A 15,669-nucleotide genomic window follows, 5' to 3' on the forward strand; every position below is an offset into this window, starting at 1 on the left:
ACTTGGGTGCGCAGCGCCTCGGGAATGCCGGGGATCTGGAAGCGCCGGGCGGCCTCGTCGAGCCAGTCGTCAATGCCGGCGCCGATCGCTTGCTGGGAGCCTTTGCCGCCCAGTCCCTCGCGGACGGCGGCGATCGTCGGGCGTTTGCCGCCAGCGGCGAGGGTACAGGCGGTCTCGAAGGCGCGTTGGCGGGTCGCTCCGTGGGCGCTCATGGTGATTCCGGTGGGTGGCGGAACGAACCAACGGCGCCGATGCCAACGCGCTCGATGATCGAACTCACCGCCCCACGGACGGACCATGCGCCAGTCCATGCCTCCCCCGGCCGATGCACCAGGCGATCGAGCCATAGACGGGTGACTTCACCGTCCGGGTTCCGATCGAGCCCCAGGACCTGCGCCACGATGGGCGCTGAACGCCCTGAGCGCCGGATGGTGACTGACCCCTCACCAATGACAACCTCGATATCACTCATCATCTTCCCCTATGCCGCCAGTCGGTCCCGGACTTCATGGGTCCGGCACCCCATCAGCCCCGCCAGGTCCTCGACGAACCGCCCCAAGAGGGTATCCAGGTGCAGGAACTCCACGTCGTCCAACGTCGGGGTCCCCCAATCCAGCCCGGCGTTGATGGCGTCCCGCTTGTGCGTGACCATCTGCCCCTGGTAGTCGTCGATCGACCCCCGCAGGTGGACGAACTCCGTCGTGACGGGCCGGGTCTGCTGGGGCCGCAGCACGCGACCCTCGGCCTGGTCCTCGGTCTTGGCGGTCCAGGAGCGGGTCAGGAACAGCACCCGATCCGCCTCCGGGATGTTCAGCCCCTTCTGTGCCACCCCCAGACTCGCCAAGAGCACCGGCGCGGGGCCGGCGCGGAAGCGCGTGTTCAGTTCCCGGACCCGTTCAGCAATGGGCTTGCCGCCATGGATGGTGACGTGTTCGACCCCGCGGCGATCCAACGCCCGCCCGATGACCTCCAGCAACTCCGGCCATTCGGCATAGGCGATGACCTTGTGGCCGTCCTCCACCAGCCCTGCCAACCGGTCCACCACGTACCGTTGTTTGCTGGTGAGCCCGCCATCGTAGACGAACGGGGATTTGTCCGAGCGGCGTTGGGGGATCGCCGCCGCGATCTGCACCGCCTGGATACGCGCCAGCAGGGCGATCAGGTTGCGCTCGCGGGAGTTGGCTTGGCCCTTCAGGTACCACTGACGGAAGTCCTCGGCGATCCGCAAGTAGTGGGCCAGGTGCGCCGGGTCCCAATCCAGGGTGGTCACGCGGTGCTCCGGTACCGGGATCTGGAAGTGCCGCGCCACATCGGGCTCCTGGGCCACGCGCCGCTTGACGTGGTGGGCCAGGGCCCCCCGGTAGGCCGACAGATTGCGCAGCTTCGGCACCTCCCGTTTGGCCCCGGTCGTCATATCCTGCCGAAACTGGTTTGTTACCCACTCAAGGGTGACGAACTGCTCGCGCACCCGATCGACCCCCGGCACACAGTCACGGGTCGATTGCCGCAGCGCCGGGTCCAGATACCAACGGTGCATCCCGTACACCTGGGCGGCCGTCGCATCGCCCCCGGTGAAGGCGAGCACGGAAAAGGCATCGCGCGGGTAGTTCCCAAGCGGGGTCCCGGACAACGCATGGCGCCGCTTGGCTGCAACCTTCCGCAAGGCCGCGCTCTGGGCCGTCCCCTTGTTACGCAACAGGTCCCCCTCGTCGGCGACCAGGCAGCCGATCCGGTGCCGCAGCCGGCTTGCGTAGGTCCGGCGTTGGTGGGCGCCGTTGATTGGCCCTCGCAGTCGGTGGTAACTGATCACGTTGATCCGCCGGAGCCGGTCGAGGTCCCGCGGGCTCTGGATCACCTGCCAGTCCGTGGCCGGGATCGGGAGCCTGGCCAACTCGGTGCGCAGCTCGTCGATCAGGTACGCCTCGGTGCAGATCAGCCCGGCGGTGCAGCCGGACAGCAGGATCAACCCGGCCGCGAGCCGCGCCTTGCCGAGCCCGACCGCCCAGGCGGCGATGGCGCCGCGGCTCATCGACAATTCCAGCAGGTCCTCGAACTGGTAGTCCCAGGACAGGAACCCATCCAGGCCAAGCGCCTGCCCACGGCGGCGAAGTTCGGCCGCCCGCTCGGGGAAGGCCACCAGCCGTCCGGGATGGACCGTTTCCCAATGGTCTTCCGACTGTCCGGTGACGACGGCGAAGCGGCGATTGAGCACTTCTTCCGATAGCCCGAAGTCGCGCCCGCCAACCCGGTACCGGTAGGACCCTGAGCCGTCCGCAGAGAAGGCCACCTCCGCCCCCGCCTTGATGACCGGTGAGCCCCAGGTGTCGGGGTCTACCAGGTGCGTGGTGCGCGCCTTGCCGACAAGCGCGCCGGCCGGGCCATGCGCCATGTCTGCCTTGACCAGGATGGTATGCCGGAAGGGGGTGCGCTCGATGCGCAGCCGGCGGGTGCGTTTGTGCAGGTATCGCAACAACCCCGGGTCGACCTCCAGGTCGGCGCCGGTGGCGCGGATCAGGTCGCACAGCGCATCAATGGACGCCAGCGGGTCCGCCTGGGCCAGATGAACCTCGATATCCAGTGCACCCTGGCCGGTGTACTTCACCCCCTTGGGGTAACGGTGGCCGTCGATGACCGGAGCGGTGAGCCGCTCGCGTAGGACCGCGTTGCGAACCTTGGCCTCCATCAGACCACAGGCAAAGCCCAGGGTCAGCTTGCGCCCCGAGTGGCCGAGTCGGACTTTGGGGTTACCCGTGACCGGGCGGGTGATGGTCGGTCCTTCGTCGACGATCCCCGTTTCGTGCAGCCGGGGGTTCAGGTCCCGCGTGGTGCGGCACGACAGGCCTAAGTCCGGCACCAGGGTCAGGGCGTCGTCCAGGGTCTCGACGCGGACGGCTGCGCCGGGCGCCCGTGGGTCCTTGGCGAAGAACAGCACGGACACCCGCACCTCGGCCCCCTGCTCGCGGAAGCACCAGGCCGGGGCGTGGAACGCGGCCACCAGTCGCGGCCAGGCCACGGGGTCGGCCAGCAAGGTGTCGGTGTAGGATCGCGGCAAGAGTGCGGCCACCAGGTCGGCCGCCGCCAAGGCTTGCTGCACGGCGTAGGCGTGCGACAGGGCTGAGGTATCCGGCCCGAAGCGCCCGTAGTGCGTGGCCGGGCCGGCAACCAGGGTTGGCGCCTCCAGATGCAGCGAAAAGGGCGGGTTGATCAGGGCGACCCCGAAGCCGGTCGGGTCGATCTGCTCCATGCCCACGGTCGAGAAGTGGCACTGGAACCCGGCCGCTTTGGCAGCGTCACCGAGCGCCGTCACGCTGGGACCGTGAACATCGGTCCCGGCCAGCGTGTGGCGGGCCGGATCGGCAAACTGGAGCAGGGCACCGGTGCCGCAACTGGTGTCGATCAGGGGCACCCGAGCGCCTTCACCGTCCCTGGACAGGGCGCGCTCCAGGGCTGGGACGACCATGCGCCAGATCCAGCCGGCGAGGGCGTCCGGGGTGAAGAACTGGCCAAGGTGCGCCAAGCGGGCCGCGTGCAGTCCAGCGAGTGACCCGGGGCGTTTGGCCTGGCTTCCGAGCGAGGTCCGGCCGCGCAGGGCCTGGCGCCAGTCAGGGGCAGGGTGGCTGGTTGGGATGGGTGCGGCAGTGGTCACGCGGCCTCCTGGGCATCGGCGCTCTCGGAATGTCGGCCATAGAGGGCCAGGAACAGTTGCAGCTGCGTGCCGATCGCGGCGCCGAAGACGAACTCAAAGCGGGTGTGATAGGTAATGATGTGCAGGGCAGAAGAGACCTGAATCCGTTGCCGGGAAACCACGTTGTACCCGTGTTCGCACAGTCGTCGTTTCGCACTCTCGAGACCGCCTGCCAGATTGCTCGTATCCTCTGCCCAGACCGCGAACGTCTGCAGGTAGCCGAGCAGTTGAAAAAGCTCGCCTTGCCGGCCCCATGACAGCGGTTTCCGGGTGGGCGTCTCGAATGAACTGTCGATGTAGACCCGCAGCGGCAGGACGATACCCTCACGGCGGCGCAAGACGACAACCCCCGGGCGCAGGTTAAACTCATCCTCAATGAAATTTGCGGCCTTGCGGTAGGCCAGCTCAACGCCCTTATCCCCACCATAGCCCTGTTCCAGTTCGCGCCACAACGCGGCCGGGTCGAACCGCTCAGGGCGAAATACAAAATCCTGGCCCGAGCGATCATCGCATACATTATTGACAAAACGGACCTGCAAGCCCGCATGACTGATAGTCAGTGACGGGCAACCCGTGGGAGTGAACGCCTCACATGCCAGGCGGACCAGGCGAGCAACAATCTCTTCAGCGCGTTTCGTGAGATCCTCCCGAGTATCGAAGATGCCCTTTGCGAAGGTTTGGGACGAACCTGAAACCCCAAACTCCTTCCCCTCACGCTGGCTAAGTGCATTGGCTCGCGCATCGAATGCCTGTCTGGCTGCGACATACTCGCTCCAGAGTTCGGCGTAGACCTGGCCGGGATTCGTTGTCATGACGCAGTCTCCAGGGATTCGATCGATAAGGCCAAAACGAACTGCTGCCCGAGCAGGGCATCAGGCGCTTGACCCAGCGCCGCCTCGATAGCGTGCTGGTTCGGGGAAAACACCTTGTCCGCCAAAGACCGTGGGCACCCCATATAGACCCCGTCGTTGTGGTTGTAGGTCGGCCATTCGCCTGCCGGGTGCCACATGAGCGAACCAATACGGCGCCATTGATACTCAGTACAGCGTCCGTCAAAGACGCTGGGGCGCACGATCACCCGCCACTCGTTTTCTCCGATGACCGCGGGCGTTGAACCGAACACCGCATCAGTGGGCAGTTCCGGTTGATCTTTCCAGGGGTTACGGGGCAGTTCCCGGGCTGCCACGGCCTGCATCAGCTCGGCCTGAACATAGGCCAGGACCTTCGGTTTGGTCTTCTCAAAGGCGACGCGGAAACCGGCACTCATCAGCACCTCACGCATCACATTGACCGGGAGGCAGACCAACGCATCCAGTGCCCCCTTGAGATGACCGTCCTTTACCGACGCCGAAAAGCGTTCGACCGGCGTCATTGGTCGCGGTGTGCCTGTCATGTCAGCCTCTGCAATCAAGAAAGGATTAGTCGATGGTGGTAGCCTAGCAAGTGCGGCGCAAAACGTAAAGCGGATAGTGCTAATAAAATATCACTCTTGACGAAAGCCGGCGGGCGGCTATAATGGCACCTATAGCGGATTGGTGGCGGGCAATACGGTCAGTCGAAAATCAGCTTGCAGCGCGTGGAACAGCAGCGCAGAGGCTCGGGGAATGGCCGAAAGGACGCGGTGCCAGCAAGCACATCAGTCGCTTGGGGAAACGCAAACGCCGTGGATCACACGCGTGGAACACTTCAACGCCACGTATAACCGATAGACCGACAGGGGCCGTCATGCAAACCCAACCCGTCATTCTAGAAGCTGCCGTGACTCTGCCGTCCGCCGAGGACGGTCAACTCGCCTGGCTGCCCGTCAACGTCATTGCGCCCCGTGCGGGGCATAATCCCCGGCGTCATTTCGACCTGGCCAGGATGCGTGAACTGGTCGAATCGATCCGCGGGCAGGGTGTCATCCAGCCCATCGTGGTACGCGCCATCGACGCCGGGCGCTATCAGATCATCGCCGGTGAACGGCGTTGGCGGGCGGCGCGCGAGGCCGGGTTGGACGAAATCCCCGCCTTCGTTCGCGTGGTGGATGACCTCCAGTCCATGCAGATGTCGATGGTCGAGAACACCCACCGGGACGATCTGGCCCCGAGCGAGGAAGCGCAGAAGGCGCGGGACCTGTTGACCCTGTGCCACGGCGACCGGGACGAGGCCCGGCGCCGACTCGGCTGGAGTGCCTCGAAGCTCGACAGCCGGTTGGCCCTGCTGCATTGCACCCCGGCCGTCCTTGAGGCCCTGGACACCCGCCGCCTCACCCTGGGTCATGGTGAGTTGCTGGCCACCCTGGCGCCCGACACCCAGGACGGCACCCTGCCGCGCATCCTGGAACAGGGCATCAGCATTGCCCAACTGCGCGAGCGGATCGGTCAGGTGGCCCTACCCCTGGGACGGGCGATCTTCGACCAGGCGGCCTGCCAGGGGTGCGCCCACAACTCGGAGGTGCAGGGCCAGTTGTTCGCCACCCATATCGACAGCGGCCAGTGCTCCAACCCCAAGTGCTACGGCGACAAGACCCGCCTGGTCCTGGAAGCCAGGAAGCAGGCTATGGCCCAAGAGGTCGCCGCAGTCTGGCTCGACACCGAGCGCGCACCGGAGACCTACGCGGTGCTTGAGGCGACCGGCGCACTCGGGGTGGGACCGCAGCAACTCACGGAAGGGTGTCGGCAGTGCGCCCACTTCGGGGTACTGATCGCGACCGCGCCGGGGCAGGAGGGGCGGCTGACGGAAGACCTGTGCTTCAACCTGGCCTGCCGCGCCGAGAAGCAGCAGGGTTACCGCCGTCTGCTTGAGACGCCGCAGGGTGCGCCGGCCGCGTCGTCGACCAAGCGGTTGGCGGCAGCGCCCAAGCAACCGGCGGCCGAAAGCCCGCACGCCGAGGCGACCCCCCAAAAGGTCCAGGACATGACCGATACCAAGCTGCGCGCCATCACGGCAGACCTTGCCCAAGAAGATGGTCGGGTGGCCCGTGCCGTGCGCCTCTTTGCGCTGCTGCGGGATGCCGGATACACCGACACCGAAAAGCTCGGGGTGGCCGCCGTGCCGACCGCACGTGCCAGTGCCATGGCCACGCTGGTGGCCCTGGCCGATGACCAGTGTGTCGCCCTGGAGGCGGCCCTGGTGCGCTACATCCTCATGGAGCGAAGCGACGGCGATCTGCCCGGGGCGACGGTGGCGATTCTCGCGACGACCAAGACCGACCTGACGCAGCGGTTCCGTGTGGATGAGCCCTTCCTGCGTGCCCACCGCAAGGCGGGCATGGATGCACTGCTGCGCGAGGCCGGCTTCGCTGCCTGGTACGACGCGACCCATGGCGAGGCCAGGTACGCCCGGCTGCTGCAAGGCAAGGTGGACACGATCATCACCGCGGCCCTGGTTCCGGATGCCTTCGACTGGTCCGGCTTCGTCCCCCAGGCCGTGGTCGGGCGCTTCAAGGCCCTGGCCGAACGCACCTGAACCCCCGCCCGCCACACCCCCGGAGACCACCATGGCCCTCTTTGAACAACTTGCCGGCGTCCTGACCGCGGGCGAACGCCTCCGCTTCGAAATCGCCCGCAACCCGGATGGCGGCCTGACCCTCCTGGTGCAGCCCCTCCTGACCAAGCCGGTGGAGAACCTGGACGGCGACACGGCACCCCTGCGCGCGGCGCTGGCGATGCCGCTGCGGATTACCGGCAGCGTCGCGGAACTGGACGCCCGGTTGCCCGCGCTGCTCGCGACCTTCGGGGAGCGCCGCCGGGATGTGGAAATGAAGGTCACTGCATTGGAAGCGTTGAAGGACGCGGGAAAGGCCGGGGCGCGACTGGTGGAACAGGGCAGGCAAGCGCCGGTTGCTGCGGCCCCGCTGGACCCGATACCGGCTGCGGTGCCGGCAACGCCAACCGACCCCAACAACCTGTTCGCCTGAGCGCGCCATGTTTGTCCTACCAAACCATTGGGTCGCGAACCCCATCCGCGTGGTCCTGGCGGGTGCCGGGGGCAGCGGCAGCGAAGTCCTCGACGGACTGGCGCGGATCGACCGGGCCTTGCGCGCCCTGGGGCACCCGGGGTTCCAGATGTCCGTGTTCGACCCCGACAGCGTCTCGGCCACCAATACCGTGCGGCAACGCTTCTGGCCCGCGGACTTGGGACAGAACAAGGCGGAACTCCTGGTGCATCGTTATGGCACCTTCGGCGGCCTGAACGGGCAGGGGGTTGCCGAGCCCCTCACCGTGTCGGCGCTCGATGCCATCCACCGGGTCGATCTGCTGGTGACGTGCGTGGACAAGGCCCAGGTCCGCCATGAGATCGGTGCCCATGATTGGCACCTGGACCCCTACCGCTGGCGCGACACCCTGTGGCTCGACCTCGGCAATGGGGCGCGCACCGGCCAGGTCGTGTTGGGCCACCTGGGTGGTTGGCTGGCGGACCCGGCCCGCCTGCCCAACGTCTATGACCTGTTCCCGGAACTCGCGCAGGCCGAGCGTCTGGACGCCGACGACACGCCAAGCTGTTCCGCTGCCGAGGCCCTGGCCGCCCAAGACCTGTTCATCAACCGCTGGGTGGCCGTCGCCGCCTGCGATCTGCTGTGGCAGTTGGTACGACACGGCACCATCGGCGTCCACGGCTTCTTCATCAACCCGACCGGCGTGCGCGTGCGCGAGTTGGCCATCGACCCCCGCACCTGGGCGAGCTTTGGACTCGTCGCCCGGCGCCAGGCCGCCTGATCCCCCGACCCAGAACAGGAGCAGCATCCCATGACCGCAACCACCATCGAGACCCCGCCCCGCGTCTTTCGCCTGGGCGCCCTGGAACTGGCCGACCCCGACGCCTCTCTGTCCGCCGAGGACGCGCTGGCGCTGTACGCGCCGAACTTCCCACAGGTCCAGGGTGCAACGCTTGCCGCTCCCGAGTTCCGCGCCGACGGGACCCTGGTCTATCCCGTCGAGCGCCCGACGGTGAAGACCAAAGGCTAGCCCGGCAATGAACCCCGGCGAGATCACCGCCCGGCTGCGCGTCTGGGCGGATCACCGCGCAACGCCATCGGCACAGGAGCACACCCCATGCGGACTCAGGGTCACAGCAGGCTGGCAACAGCGCCGGGTCGATCAGATCCTCGGCCGCGCCGCCCAGGATCGACGGCGTGGCCGGTTCGATCCCCGGGCGCTGCCGCCGGCCTGAGCCCGCTCGCCTTCCCCCTGCGTGCCGCGCCCGGCGCCTTCCATGGGGAGACGGACACCCGCCGTGCCTATGCCGACTGGCTGGAGCAGGACTGGCAGGAGGTCGCCGGCCTGCTGGAGTTCACCCTGGAAGCCGGGCTGGTGGACGGCCAGGCGGTGGCCGTGGCCCTGGACGCGAACGACGGTGGCGATGCGCGTCCACTCTATAGACTGGCCGCTGCCGCCCTGGCGGCCATCGGCGACCACCTGAACGCCCAGGTCGCGGACCTGGTGGACCCCGCGCTGCGCCCGGCCCTGCTGATCGGCGTGGAAGGGCGCGACGGCGCGATCCACCTGGTGGGCGAGGGCACGGCACTGGTCTGCCACCGCCTGCCGTTGCTCACCCTGCATCCCGATCTGGCGAGCCTGTGTTATCGCGCCTGCATTCTGATGCGTGAGACCCTGGGGATCGACAGTACCCGCGGCTGGCAGCCGGACCTGTTCTGGAGCGTGGAGGAGCGCCTGGACGCCTTTCTGGCGGTGCCCGCGGCGGTGCGCAACGACGCCGCCGCCTTCCATGCCGCCTGCGTCGACGAGGCCCAGGAGAGCGGCTGGTTGGAGCGCGGCACCGAGTCCGTGGCGGACGCGGCGGACCTGGCCGCCGAGTTGGCGTCCTGGCTCGACGCCCGCAACCGCTGGCAGGCGTTCGTGACACGCCAACACCGGCGCTGCCCGCTGACCGTCGCGCAGGTGGAGGCCAAGGCCGCCCGGTTGGCCGCGGACCTGGAGCGCGCCGATGCGCACCCGGTCGACCTGGCCTGGGCACGCTGGGTCCGGCTGGTGTGTGCCCGTCTGCGGGTCGCGGCGGGGCGCTCCCCGGCCGTACCCACGCCGGAGGACGAGGGCGCCTGGGCGCTCGACTGGCTGATCCAACTGGACCCCGGGCTGCCCTGGTTCGAGGACGCCCTGCAAGACATACTCGATCAGGCCGCCCAGGCGGGGGAGCGCATGCTGGCCAGCCACCCCGTTCTGGCCGGCGGAGCCCGGTCCATCCTGGACGCACTGACCAACGCGGCGACGGCGATGGCCCTGATCCTGGCCGCCCCGTCCGGCGATGAGGCCGAACATGCCGCTCACTGAAACCATGGCGCTACCCAACATCACCACCACCCGCCCCACCGGCGCCATCGTCTTCCACGAACAGCGCCGGGAGGGCGGGGGCGGGATCACCTATCATCCGCTGGACGATGACGCTCAGGGAACCCGCATCCTCCCCGGTCGGCCGCTGACCGTGGCCGATGCCCGCGCCCTGCTGGAAACCCTGCTCGGGGAGCGCACCAGCGAACTGCGGTGGACCCCGGCGAACCTGCTCGCTTCCGGGGACGAAGCGCTGGTCTGGACTGTGCCCGGCACCGTGCGCCCCATCCTCTTTCGTGGGAAGAAGGACGGGCCGATCCGTCTGGACGTGCCCTGGCCAACCCTGGTCTTCGCCGCCACCGATGGCGCCATCCGGCTCGCTGCGATCAAGTCACGCGGACGGCCGACGGCGCACACGCCGCTGTTCCATGCGCCTCTGTGGAACGTCTACCAGGACGGCCGGGTGTGCCTCGGCAGCGCCACGGTCCCACCCCTGGACGGCATCGACGCCATGCCGGGGTACGAGAGCGCGATCTTCGACACCCTGTTCAGTCACGGGAACTTTCGGGGGAACCTGGTCTATCGACAGGACCACGGCGAGACCAGCGACCGCGATCATGTCCGGTTCTGGCGCGAGCTGGCGTTGGCCAAGACGCCCCGCTTTCCCAATGCGGCCCTGGTGCCCATGGGCCAGCGGCTGGCGACCTGGCTGGGGTTGGAGCGGAGCCGGTAGATGATCCCCGAACAGAGCAAGCCATGAGCTACACCGACGAACAACTGCGTGCCATCGAGCACACCGGCGGCCACAGCCTCACCTACGCCGTGGCCGGTTCGGGCAAGACCCACATGCTGGTCGGCCGGGTCCTGTTCCTGCTGGAGCAGGGGGTGCCGGCGGAACGTATCCGCGTGCTCGCCTTCAATCGTGAGGCGGCCAAGGAGTTCCAGACCCGGCTCGCGGGCGCACTGCCGACGCACCGTGCCGCGCCCAAGGTGTCGACCTTTCACAGCCTGGGACTGTCGCTGACCGCGCTGTTCGAGAAGCATGACCTGCTGCCCCGCCGCCGCCTGGAAGCCAGCGAAGCCGTGGAGAAGCGGCTCGCCCGCGAGGCCGCCCTGGCGGCGCTGAAGGAGGAGGGCAGCGACGAGTACCCGAGCCAGGATGCGTTTGAGGCGTTTCGCGCCTTCATCGGGCTGGTCAAGTCGGACCTCCTGTCCGCCGCGGACGCCTTCCGGACCTTTGGCCTGCTGCCGTCCTGCGCCTACTTCGTCCGGGCCTTCGCACTCTTTGAAAAGGCCCGCGAGCGTGCCGGCCTGCGGTTCTTTGCCGACCTGCTGTCGGACCCCGTGGCGGTGATGCGTGCCAACCCCAAAGCGCTCGCGCTGGTCACGAACAAGCTGGACCTGGTGGTGGTCGATGAGTTCCAGGACGTGAGTCGCGTCCAGGTCGAACTGCTGATCCAACTGGTCGGCACCCGGGCGCACCTCAACGCGGTCGGCGATGATTCTCAGTGCATCTACGCCTGGCGCGGTGCGCGGCCGGAGGTCATGGGGGAAGAGTTCGCCCGGCACTTCCCCGGGGCGACCCGTTACACCCTGTCCCGGACCTTCCGCTTCGGCCACCGGGTGTCGCTGGCCGCCGCCCAGTTGATCGGCCACAACCGCAACCGCATGGACACCCTGTGCGTCTCGGCACCGTCCACGCCGGACACCGGTATGGACGTGATCCGCGCCACCTCGGCCGGGGACCAGTCCGCGGTGGTGGCGGCCATCGATAGTTGGCGGCGCGCCGGGCGGTCGCTGCGCGAGGTCGCGGTCCTCGCCCGGCTCTGGGCGCAGACGCTGAGTCTGGAACTGGCCCTGCTGGAGCGCGACATCCCCTACGTCAAGGCGAAGGACGACCTCTTCCGGGTCCCCGAGATCGCCGGCCTGTTGGGCTACCTGCGCCTCGCCGCCGGCACCCTCTTCGCCGAGCCGCGCGCCCGCGAGATCGTCCGGCACATGCTCGCAACCCCGACCCTGTGGCTCACGGCGGCCACGCTCGATACCCTGGCGGATGCGATCGTGCGGGCACCCGCGCAGGCCCCGACCCTGCTGATGGAGACCGCCCGCCAGGCCAGGAAGCCCTATCACGAAACGCGGATCGCCGACCGTGCGCAGATTTGGCACGAGGCCCTGGGCTGGGCCGATCGGCCGGCCGCCGATGCGCTGCGGCTCTATGCCGCCACCACCGATCTGGTGAGTGCCTTCGCCACCTCGGCCACCAGTGAGGCGGCGGCCGAAAAGGAGTTGGCCTATCAGACGCTGCTTGACTGGGCGGTGCGTACCCGCACCACCGTCGGTGAGTTCGTCGCCCGCATGGATGCGCTGCGGCGGTCCCGTGAACGCTATGAGGCCGGCGGCGACGCGGTGCTGCTGTCGTCGATTCACCAGGTGAAGGGGCGCGAGTTCCCTCTGGTGATCGTCACCGGGCTGGAAGACGGGCTGTTCCCGTCGCGCCGATCCAGTGCGGAGCCAATGCGTGAGGAGGAGCGGCGGCTCGCCTATGTGGCGATGACCCGCGTCCAGGAGCAGCTCCTGTTGGTCGTGCCGCCGGATGCGCGGTTCGATGCGGCCTGGCTGGGCACCCCCATCCGGGGTCCCGGTCTGGCGAAGACTGCCGCCAGTCCCTTCGCCTTCGAGGCCAATCTGCGCACCAGCACGGCACTCGGGGAGGCGATCACCCGCCGGCTGTCCGGTGCCGACCGCGGGGCGGACTTGCCTGAGGTGTCGCTCCAGGCGGCACCGGTGCTCAACCGCTATCTGGGGGAAGTGGGTCTTGAGGAACGCTACCAACCGCCCGCGCAGCCGCCAACGGCGCCGGTGCCGCCCGGCGCCTGGGGTATCAACGACCGGGTGCGCCACCCCTTCTTCGGCGACGGCCTGGTGGTCGGCATTCGCGACCAGGACATCCTGGACATCAACTTCGGCGGGACCCGCCGGTCCATCAAGTCGGGCGTCGTGGCCATGGAGCGGGTGTGACCGCGCTGGAGCCGTGCGGGCGCTTCGATCCCGCCCTCGGCCGTCTGCCGGGCGCGGTCGCCCACGCGCTCTTCCATGGCGACGATTGGCTGGCGACCTCGAGCCTCTCCATCACCACCGCGCTGGAGGCCGCCGCGCCGAACACCCGGATCGCCTGGGCCTGCGATTGGGCGGTCTTCCGCACCTGGGCACTGGGTCGGGCGGCGGTCCCGCAGGGGAAGCTGGAATGTCCGGAGACGGGTCTCGGCCAAGAGCGGCCGGTCGATCTCCGCAATCCAATGGCCGATGTCGCTCCGACAGCGGACCCGTTCGCCAACCCGCAAGCAGGACCGAGCGGCGCTCACGAGTCCCGATAAATCGACGCCGCCTTGGCCGCCTGTGCCGCGACAATGCGGCGCAAGTCCGCCGGCCCCACTACCTCCACATTGTCCCCCGCCCCCAGCAGCCAGCGCAGCAACTGGCCGGTCGAGGGCACGCGCGCCCACACCCGCAGCTCGAAGTCGGACTCCGGCGGCTCGTCCTCCTGGCGCTGACCCGCCGCCAGCGGACAGTAGCGCACGACCTCGGTCAAATACCCCTGGACCCGCAGTTCCAGGTCGATCAGCTCGCCCTGACCGAAATCCGCCCGACCCTCGGCAATGGCCTGGTCCAGGCCGAACCCCGCGGCAAGCCGGGCCGGCGTTGCGACCAAGGCGGTGGCCCGGACCATCCGGTGCAGGGCATAGAGCCGCAGCGGCTCATCCTCATCTTGAGCCCACTGGTTGCCAGTTTCTTGGCATCTTTGAGTGCCTGTTTCGCGTAGACGACCTCCCAGTTCACCATTTCAGCGCCTTGGCACTCTCGGTCAGGGGCTCCGCCATCCCTTCCTTTATGGATTCACGCAGGCCAGGAACCGACAGCAGGTAGAGCGTTTCCTGAATGGCGCTCCAATCCTCAGTCGAGATCAGCACCGCGCTGCTGCGCTTGCCGGAAATGATGATCGGCTCATGGGACTGCGCCGTCTCATCGATGAGCCGGTAGAGATTGGCACGGGCTTCGCTGGCGGTCAGGGTTTGCATGATGGGCTCCTCGCTTGGGGTCCGTATTGCACGGTATCTGGTACGACTATTAAGCCGGTGGCAGAAGCAAGTCCAGATGCCCCTGAAACGCACCTTGCGTGCGGCAAGCGAGAGCAACCAGAGAGTTGACGAACCTGCCATTCCGCATGGCGATCAGCGTCGGCAAGCTCCGCCAGTCTCTAAAATCTCCATCAATGCCAATTGCGTTCGCGTAGTTCCACCAGTACAACCCCCACGTCGGGTCGCGCTCCAGCTCGGACTCACCAAATACGGGGCGCATGACACCTTCGATCTGGTGCATCCGCCCCTCATCCAACTGATCATTTTGCGCTATCCTACTGATGCCCCAATAGAACTGATTGTACCATCGCTGATCAAAATCGAACATCAGACATTTGTCTTGGTCTTGACCGAAACGTACCCGAAAACATGTGTGTGCCTCGCCATTCCGAAACCCAGGAGCCACATCAATGTACATGCCTTCCGCTTCAAGCCTATCCTCGAGTCTATCGATGATTCTATGAAACAGGTGTATCTTCACCGACTCAAACGCCATTTGCACGGCGGGCTCAAAATTGAAGTGCAACACCCACACATATCCTGTTGGGAGGGGGTTAGCACATGGAAACTGGATACAAACAGTTGACGGCCGATGACCGCAACACCATTCAGCGAGGCCTGAACGAGGGGCTGAGCTGTCGGCAGATTGCCCAGCGCTTGGACCGTTGTCCGAGCACGGTGACGCGGGAGATTGCCCGAAGCCAGACGACGGCGACCTACGACGCGGTGAGCGCGGGGCGTGGCACGCATCGCCGCCGACGCCGCGGACGGCGTAAGCTGGTGGCTGGATCGCCGCTGTTGCAGGCAGTCATTAAGGACCTCAAGGCGGGTTGGTCCCCGGAGCAGATCGCGGGCAGACTCAAGCATATGCATCCTGACGAGCCGAACCTGGTGGTGTCGCATGAGACCATCTATCGCTACATCTACGCACAACCGCGGGGTGAACTGCGCAAGACCTTGATCGCCGCCTTGCGCCAGGCCCACAAGACCCGCCTGCCGCGCACCCGTGGGCAGGATCGGCGCGGGCGCCTGCGCGACATGGTGTCGATCCATGAGCGACCCGTGGAGGCGCTGGGGCGGGCGATCGTGGGGCACTGGGAGGGCGACCTCATCAAAGGCGCGGGCAATGCCAGCGCGGTCGGGACCCTGGTCGAACGCAAGAGCCGCTATGTCCTGTTGGCCAAGGTGGACGGCGCCGGTGCCGAGGCGGTGCTCGACGGCTTCACCCGGCGCCTGCGCACCTTGCCGCCCGCCGTGCGCAAGACCCTGACCTATGACCAAGGAAAGGAAATGGCCCGCCATCAAGAGCTGGCGCAACGACTGAACATCCGCGTGTACTTCGCTGATCCTCATAGCCCCTGGCAACGTCCCAGCAACGAGAACACTAATGGCCTACTCCGCCAGTACCTGCCGAAAGGGACAGACCTCTCCGGGATGTCCCAGCGGTACCTGACCCAGATCGCGACGGCGCTCAATACGCGTCCCAGAAAATGCCTCGGCTTTCTCACGCCCGAGGAAGTTATGTCACAAGAAATCAGGCTCTTGAACACTGCCGTTGCACTTCAAAGTTGAAACCGCC

At 67.2% G+C, this 15,669-nt stretch carries 17 protein-coding genes; 9 read left to right on the forward strand and 8 right to left on the reverse strand.

What is annotated here, in order from left to right; all coding sequences use genetic code 11:
• From QZY44_RS25865 to QZY44_RS25885, 5 genes are all read right to left on the reverse strand, one after another.
• On the reverse strand, positions 1 to 212 hold a 212-nt coding region (locus QZY44_RS25865), incomplete at its 3' end, for a DNA-binding protein (protein ID WP_295454942.1).
• The gene (locus QZY44_RS25870; RefSeq protein WP_295454944.1) at positions 209 to 472 is read right to left on the reverse strand and encodes a hypothetical protein; all 264 of its coding nucleotides are present in this window, start codon (positions 470 to 472) and stop codon (positions 209 to 211) included. The genes QZY44_RS25865 and QZY44_RS25870, both read right to left, overlap by 4 nt.
• A gap of 9 nt (positions 473 to 481) precedes the next feature.
• The gene (locus tag QZY44_RS25875) at positions 482 to 3,646 is read right to left on the reverse strand and encodes a DEAD/DEAH box helicase (protein WP_295454947.1); all 3,165 of its coding nucleotides are present in this window, start codon (positions 3,644 to 3,646) and stop codon (positions 482 to 484) included.
• Entirely contained in the window at positions 3,643 to 4,497 is an 855-nt protein-coding gene (locus tag QZY44_RS25880) for a hypothetical protein (protein WP_295454949.1), read from the reverse strand. Before QZY44_RS25880 ends, QZY44_RS25875 begins: the two co-directional genes overlap by 4 nt.
• Positions 4,494 to 5,078: a hypothetical protein gene (locus tag QZY44_RS25885; RefSeq protein ID WP_295454951.1), complete on the reverse strand. Its 585-nt coding sequence runs from the start codon at positions 5,076 to 5,078 to the stop codon at positions 4,494 to 4,496. The genes QZY44_RS25880 and QZY44_RS25885 overlap by 4 nt, the downstream gene beginning before the upstream one ends.
• A gap of 332 nt (positions 5,079 to 5,410) precedes the next feature.
• Here QZY44_RS25885 and QZY44_RS25890 point away from each other — a divergent pair, with 332 nt between their 5' ends.
• The 8 genes from QZY44_RS25890 to QZY44_RS25925 all read left to right on the forward strand — a co-directional run bounded on the left by QZY44_RS25890 (position 5,411) and on the right by QZY44_RS25925 (position 13,328).
• Positions 5,411 to 7,135 carry a PRTRC system ParB family protein gene (locus QZY44_RS25890; protein ID WP_295454953.1) on the forward strand — a complete coding sequence of 575 codons (1,725 nt, stop codon included), beginning with the start codon at positions 5,411 to 5,413 and terminating at the stop codon, positions 7,133 to 7,135.
• 31 nt (positions 7,136 to 7,166) lie between these two features.
• On the forward strand, positions 7,167 to 7,586 hold the full coding sequence (locus tag QZY44_RS25895) for a PRTRC system protein E (RefSeq protein ID WP_295454955.1): 420 nt from the start codon (positions 7,167 to 7,169) through the stop codon (positions 7,584 to 7,586).
• A gap of 7 nt (positions 7,587 to 7,593) precedes the next feature.
• On the forward strand, positions 7,594 to 8,385 hold the full coding sequence (locus QZY44_RS25900) for a PRTRC system ThiF family protein (protein WP_295454957.1): 792 nt from the start codon (positions 7,594 to 7,596) through the stop codon (positions 8,383 to 8,385).
• Positions 8,386 to 8,415: 30 nt separating this feature from the next.
• A complete protein-coding gene (locus QZY44_RS25905) occupies positions 8,416 to 8,634 on the forward strand; it encodes a PRTRC system protein C (protein ID WP_100922787.1) in 219 nt (72 codons plus the stop codon).
• An 87-nt stretch (positions 8,635 to 8,721) separates the two neighbouring features.
• Entirely contained in the window at positions 8,722 to 9,957 is a 1,236-nt protein-coding gene (locus QZY44_RS25910) for a hypothetical protein (protein WP_295454959.1), read from the forward strand.
• Positions 9,944 to 10,687, forward strand: coding sequence for a PRTRC system protein B (locus tag QZY44_RS25915; RefSeq protein ID WP_295454961.1), 744 nt, complete (start codon positions 9,944 to 9,946; stop codon positions 10,685 to 10,687). Before QZY44_RS25910 ends, QZY44_RS25915 begins: the two co-directional genes overlap by 14 nt.
• 23 nt (positions 10,688 to 10,710) lie before the next feature.
• The gene (locus QZY44_RS25920; RefSeq protein ID WP_295454963.1) at positions 10,711 to 12,972 is read left to right on the forward strand and encodes an ATP-dependent helicase; all 2,262 of its coding nucleotides are present in this window, start codon (positions 10,711 to 10,713) and stop codon (positions 12,970 to 12,972) included.
• Positions 12,969 to 13,328, forward strand: a complete 360-nt coding sequence (locus QZY44_RS25925; RefSeq protein WP_295454966.1) for a hypothetical protein — start codon at positions 12,969 to 12,971, stop codon at positions 13,326 to 13,328. The genes QZY44_RS25920 and QZY44_RS25925 overlap by 4 nt, the downstream gene beginning before the upstream one ends.
• On the opposite strand, the gene QZY44_RS25930 is transcribed toward QZY44_RS25925, so the two are convergent.
• From QZY44_RS25930 to QZY44_RS25940, 3 genes are read right to left on the reverse strand one after another with little or no spacing between them, the layout of a single operon-like run.
• On the reverse strand, positions 13,313 to 13,786 hold the full coding sequence (locus tag QZY44_RS25930; protein WP_365305289.1) for a WYL domain-containing protein: 474 nt from the start codon (positions 13,784 to 13,786) through the stop codon (positions 13,313 to 13,315). The genes QZY44_RS25925 and QZY44_RS25930 overlap by 16 nt on opposite strands.
• Before the next feature lies 1 nt (position 13,787).
• Positions 13,788 to 14,030, reverse strand: coding sequence for a type II toxin-antitoxin system Phd/YefM family antitoxin (locus QZY44_RS25935; protein WP_295454969.1), 243 nt, complete (start codon positions 14,028 to 14,030; stop codon positions 13,788 to 13,790).
• A gap of 49 nt (positions 14,031 to 14,079) precedes the next feature.
• On the reverse strand, positions 14,080 to 14,619 hold the full coding sequence (locus QZY44_RS25940) for a hypothetical protein (RefSeq protein ID WP_295454971.1): 540 nt from the start codon (positions 14,617 to 14,619) through the stop codon (positions 14,080 to 14,082).
• 32 nt (positions 14,620 to 14,651) lie between these two features.
• Here QZY44_RS25940 and QZY44_RS25945 point away from each other — a divergent pair, with 32 nt between their 5' ends.
• Positions 14,652 to 15,662 carry an IS30 family transposase gene (locus QZY44_RS25945; protein WP_295454973.1) on the forward strand — a complete coding sequence of 337 codons (1,011 nt, stop codon included), beginning with the start codon at positions 14,652 to 14,654 and terminating at the stop codon, positions 15,660 to 15,662.
• Positions 15,663 to 15,669: the final 7 nt, after the last annotated feature.

The sequence above is a fragment of the uncultured Thiodictyon sp. genome, assembly GCA_903837595.1.
Lineage (GTDB): Bacteria > Pseudomonadota > Gammaproteobacteria > Chromatiales > Chromatiaceae > Thiodictyon.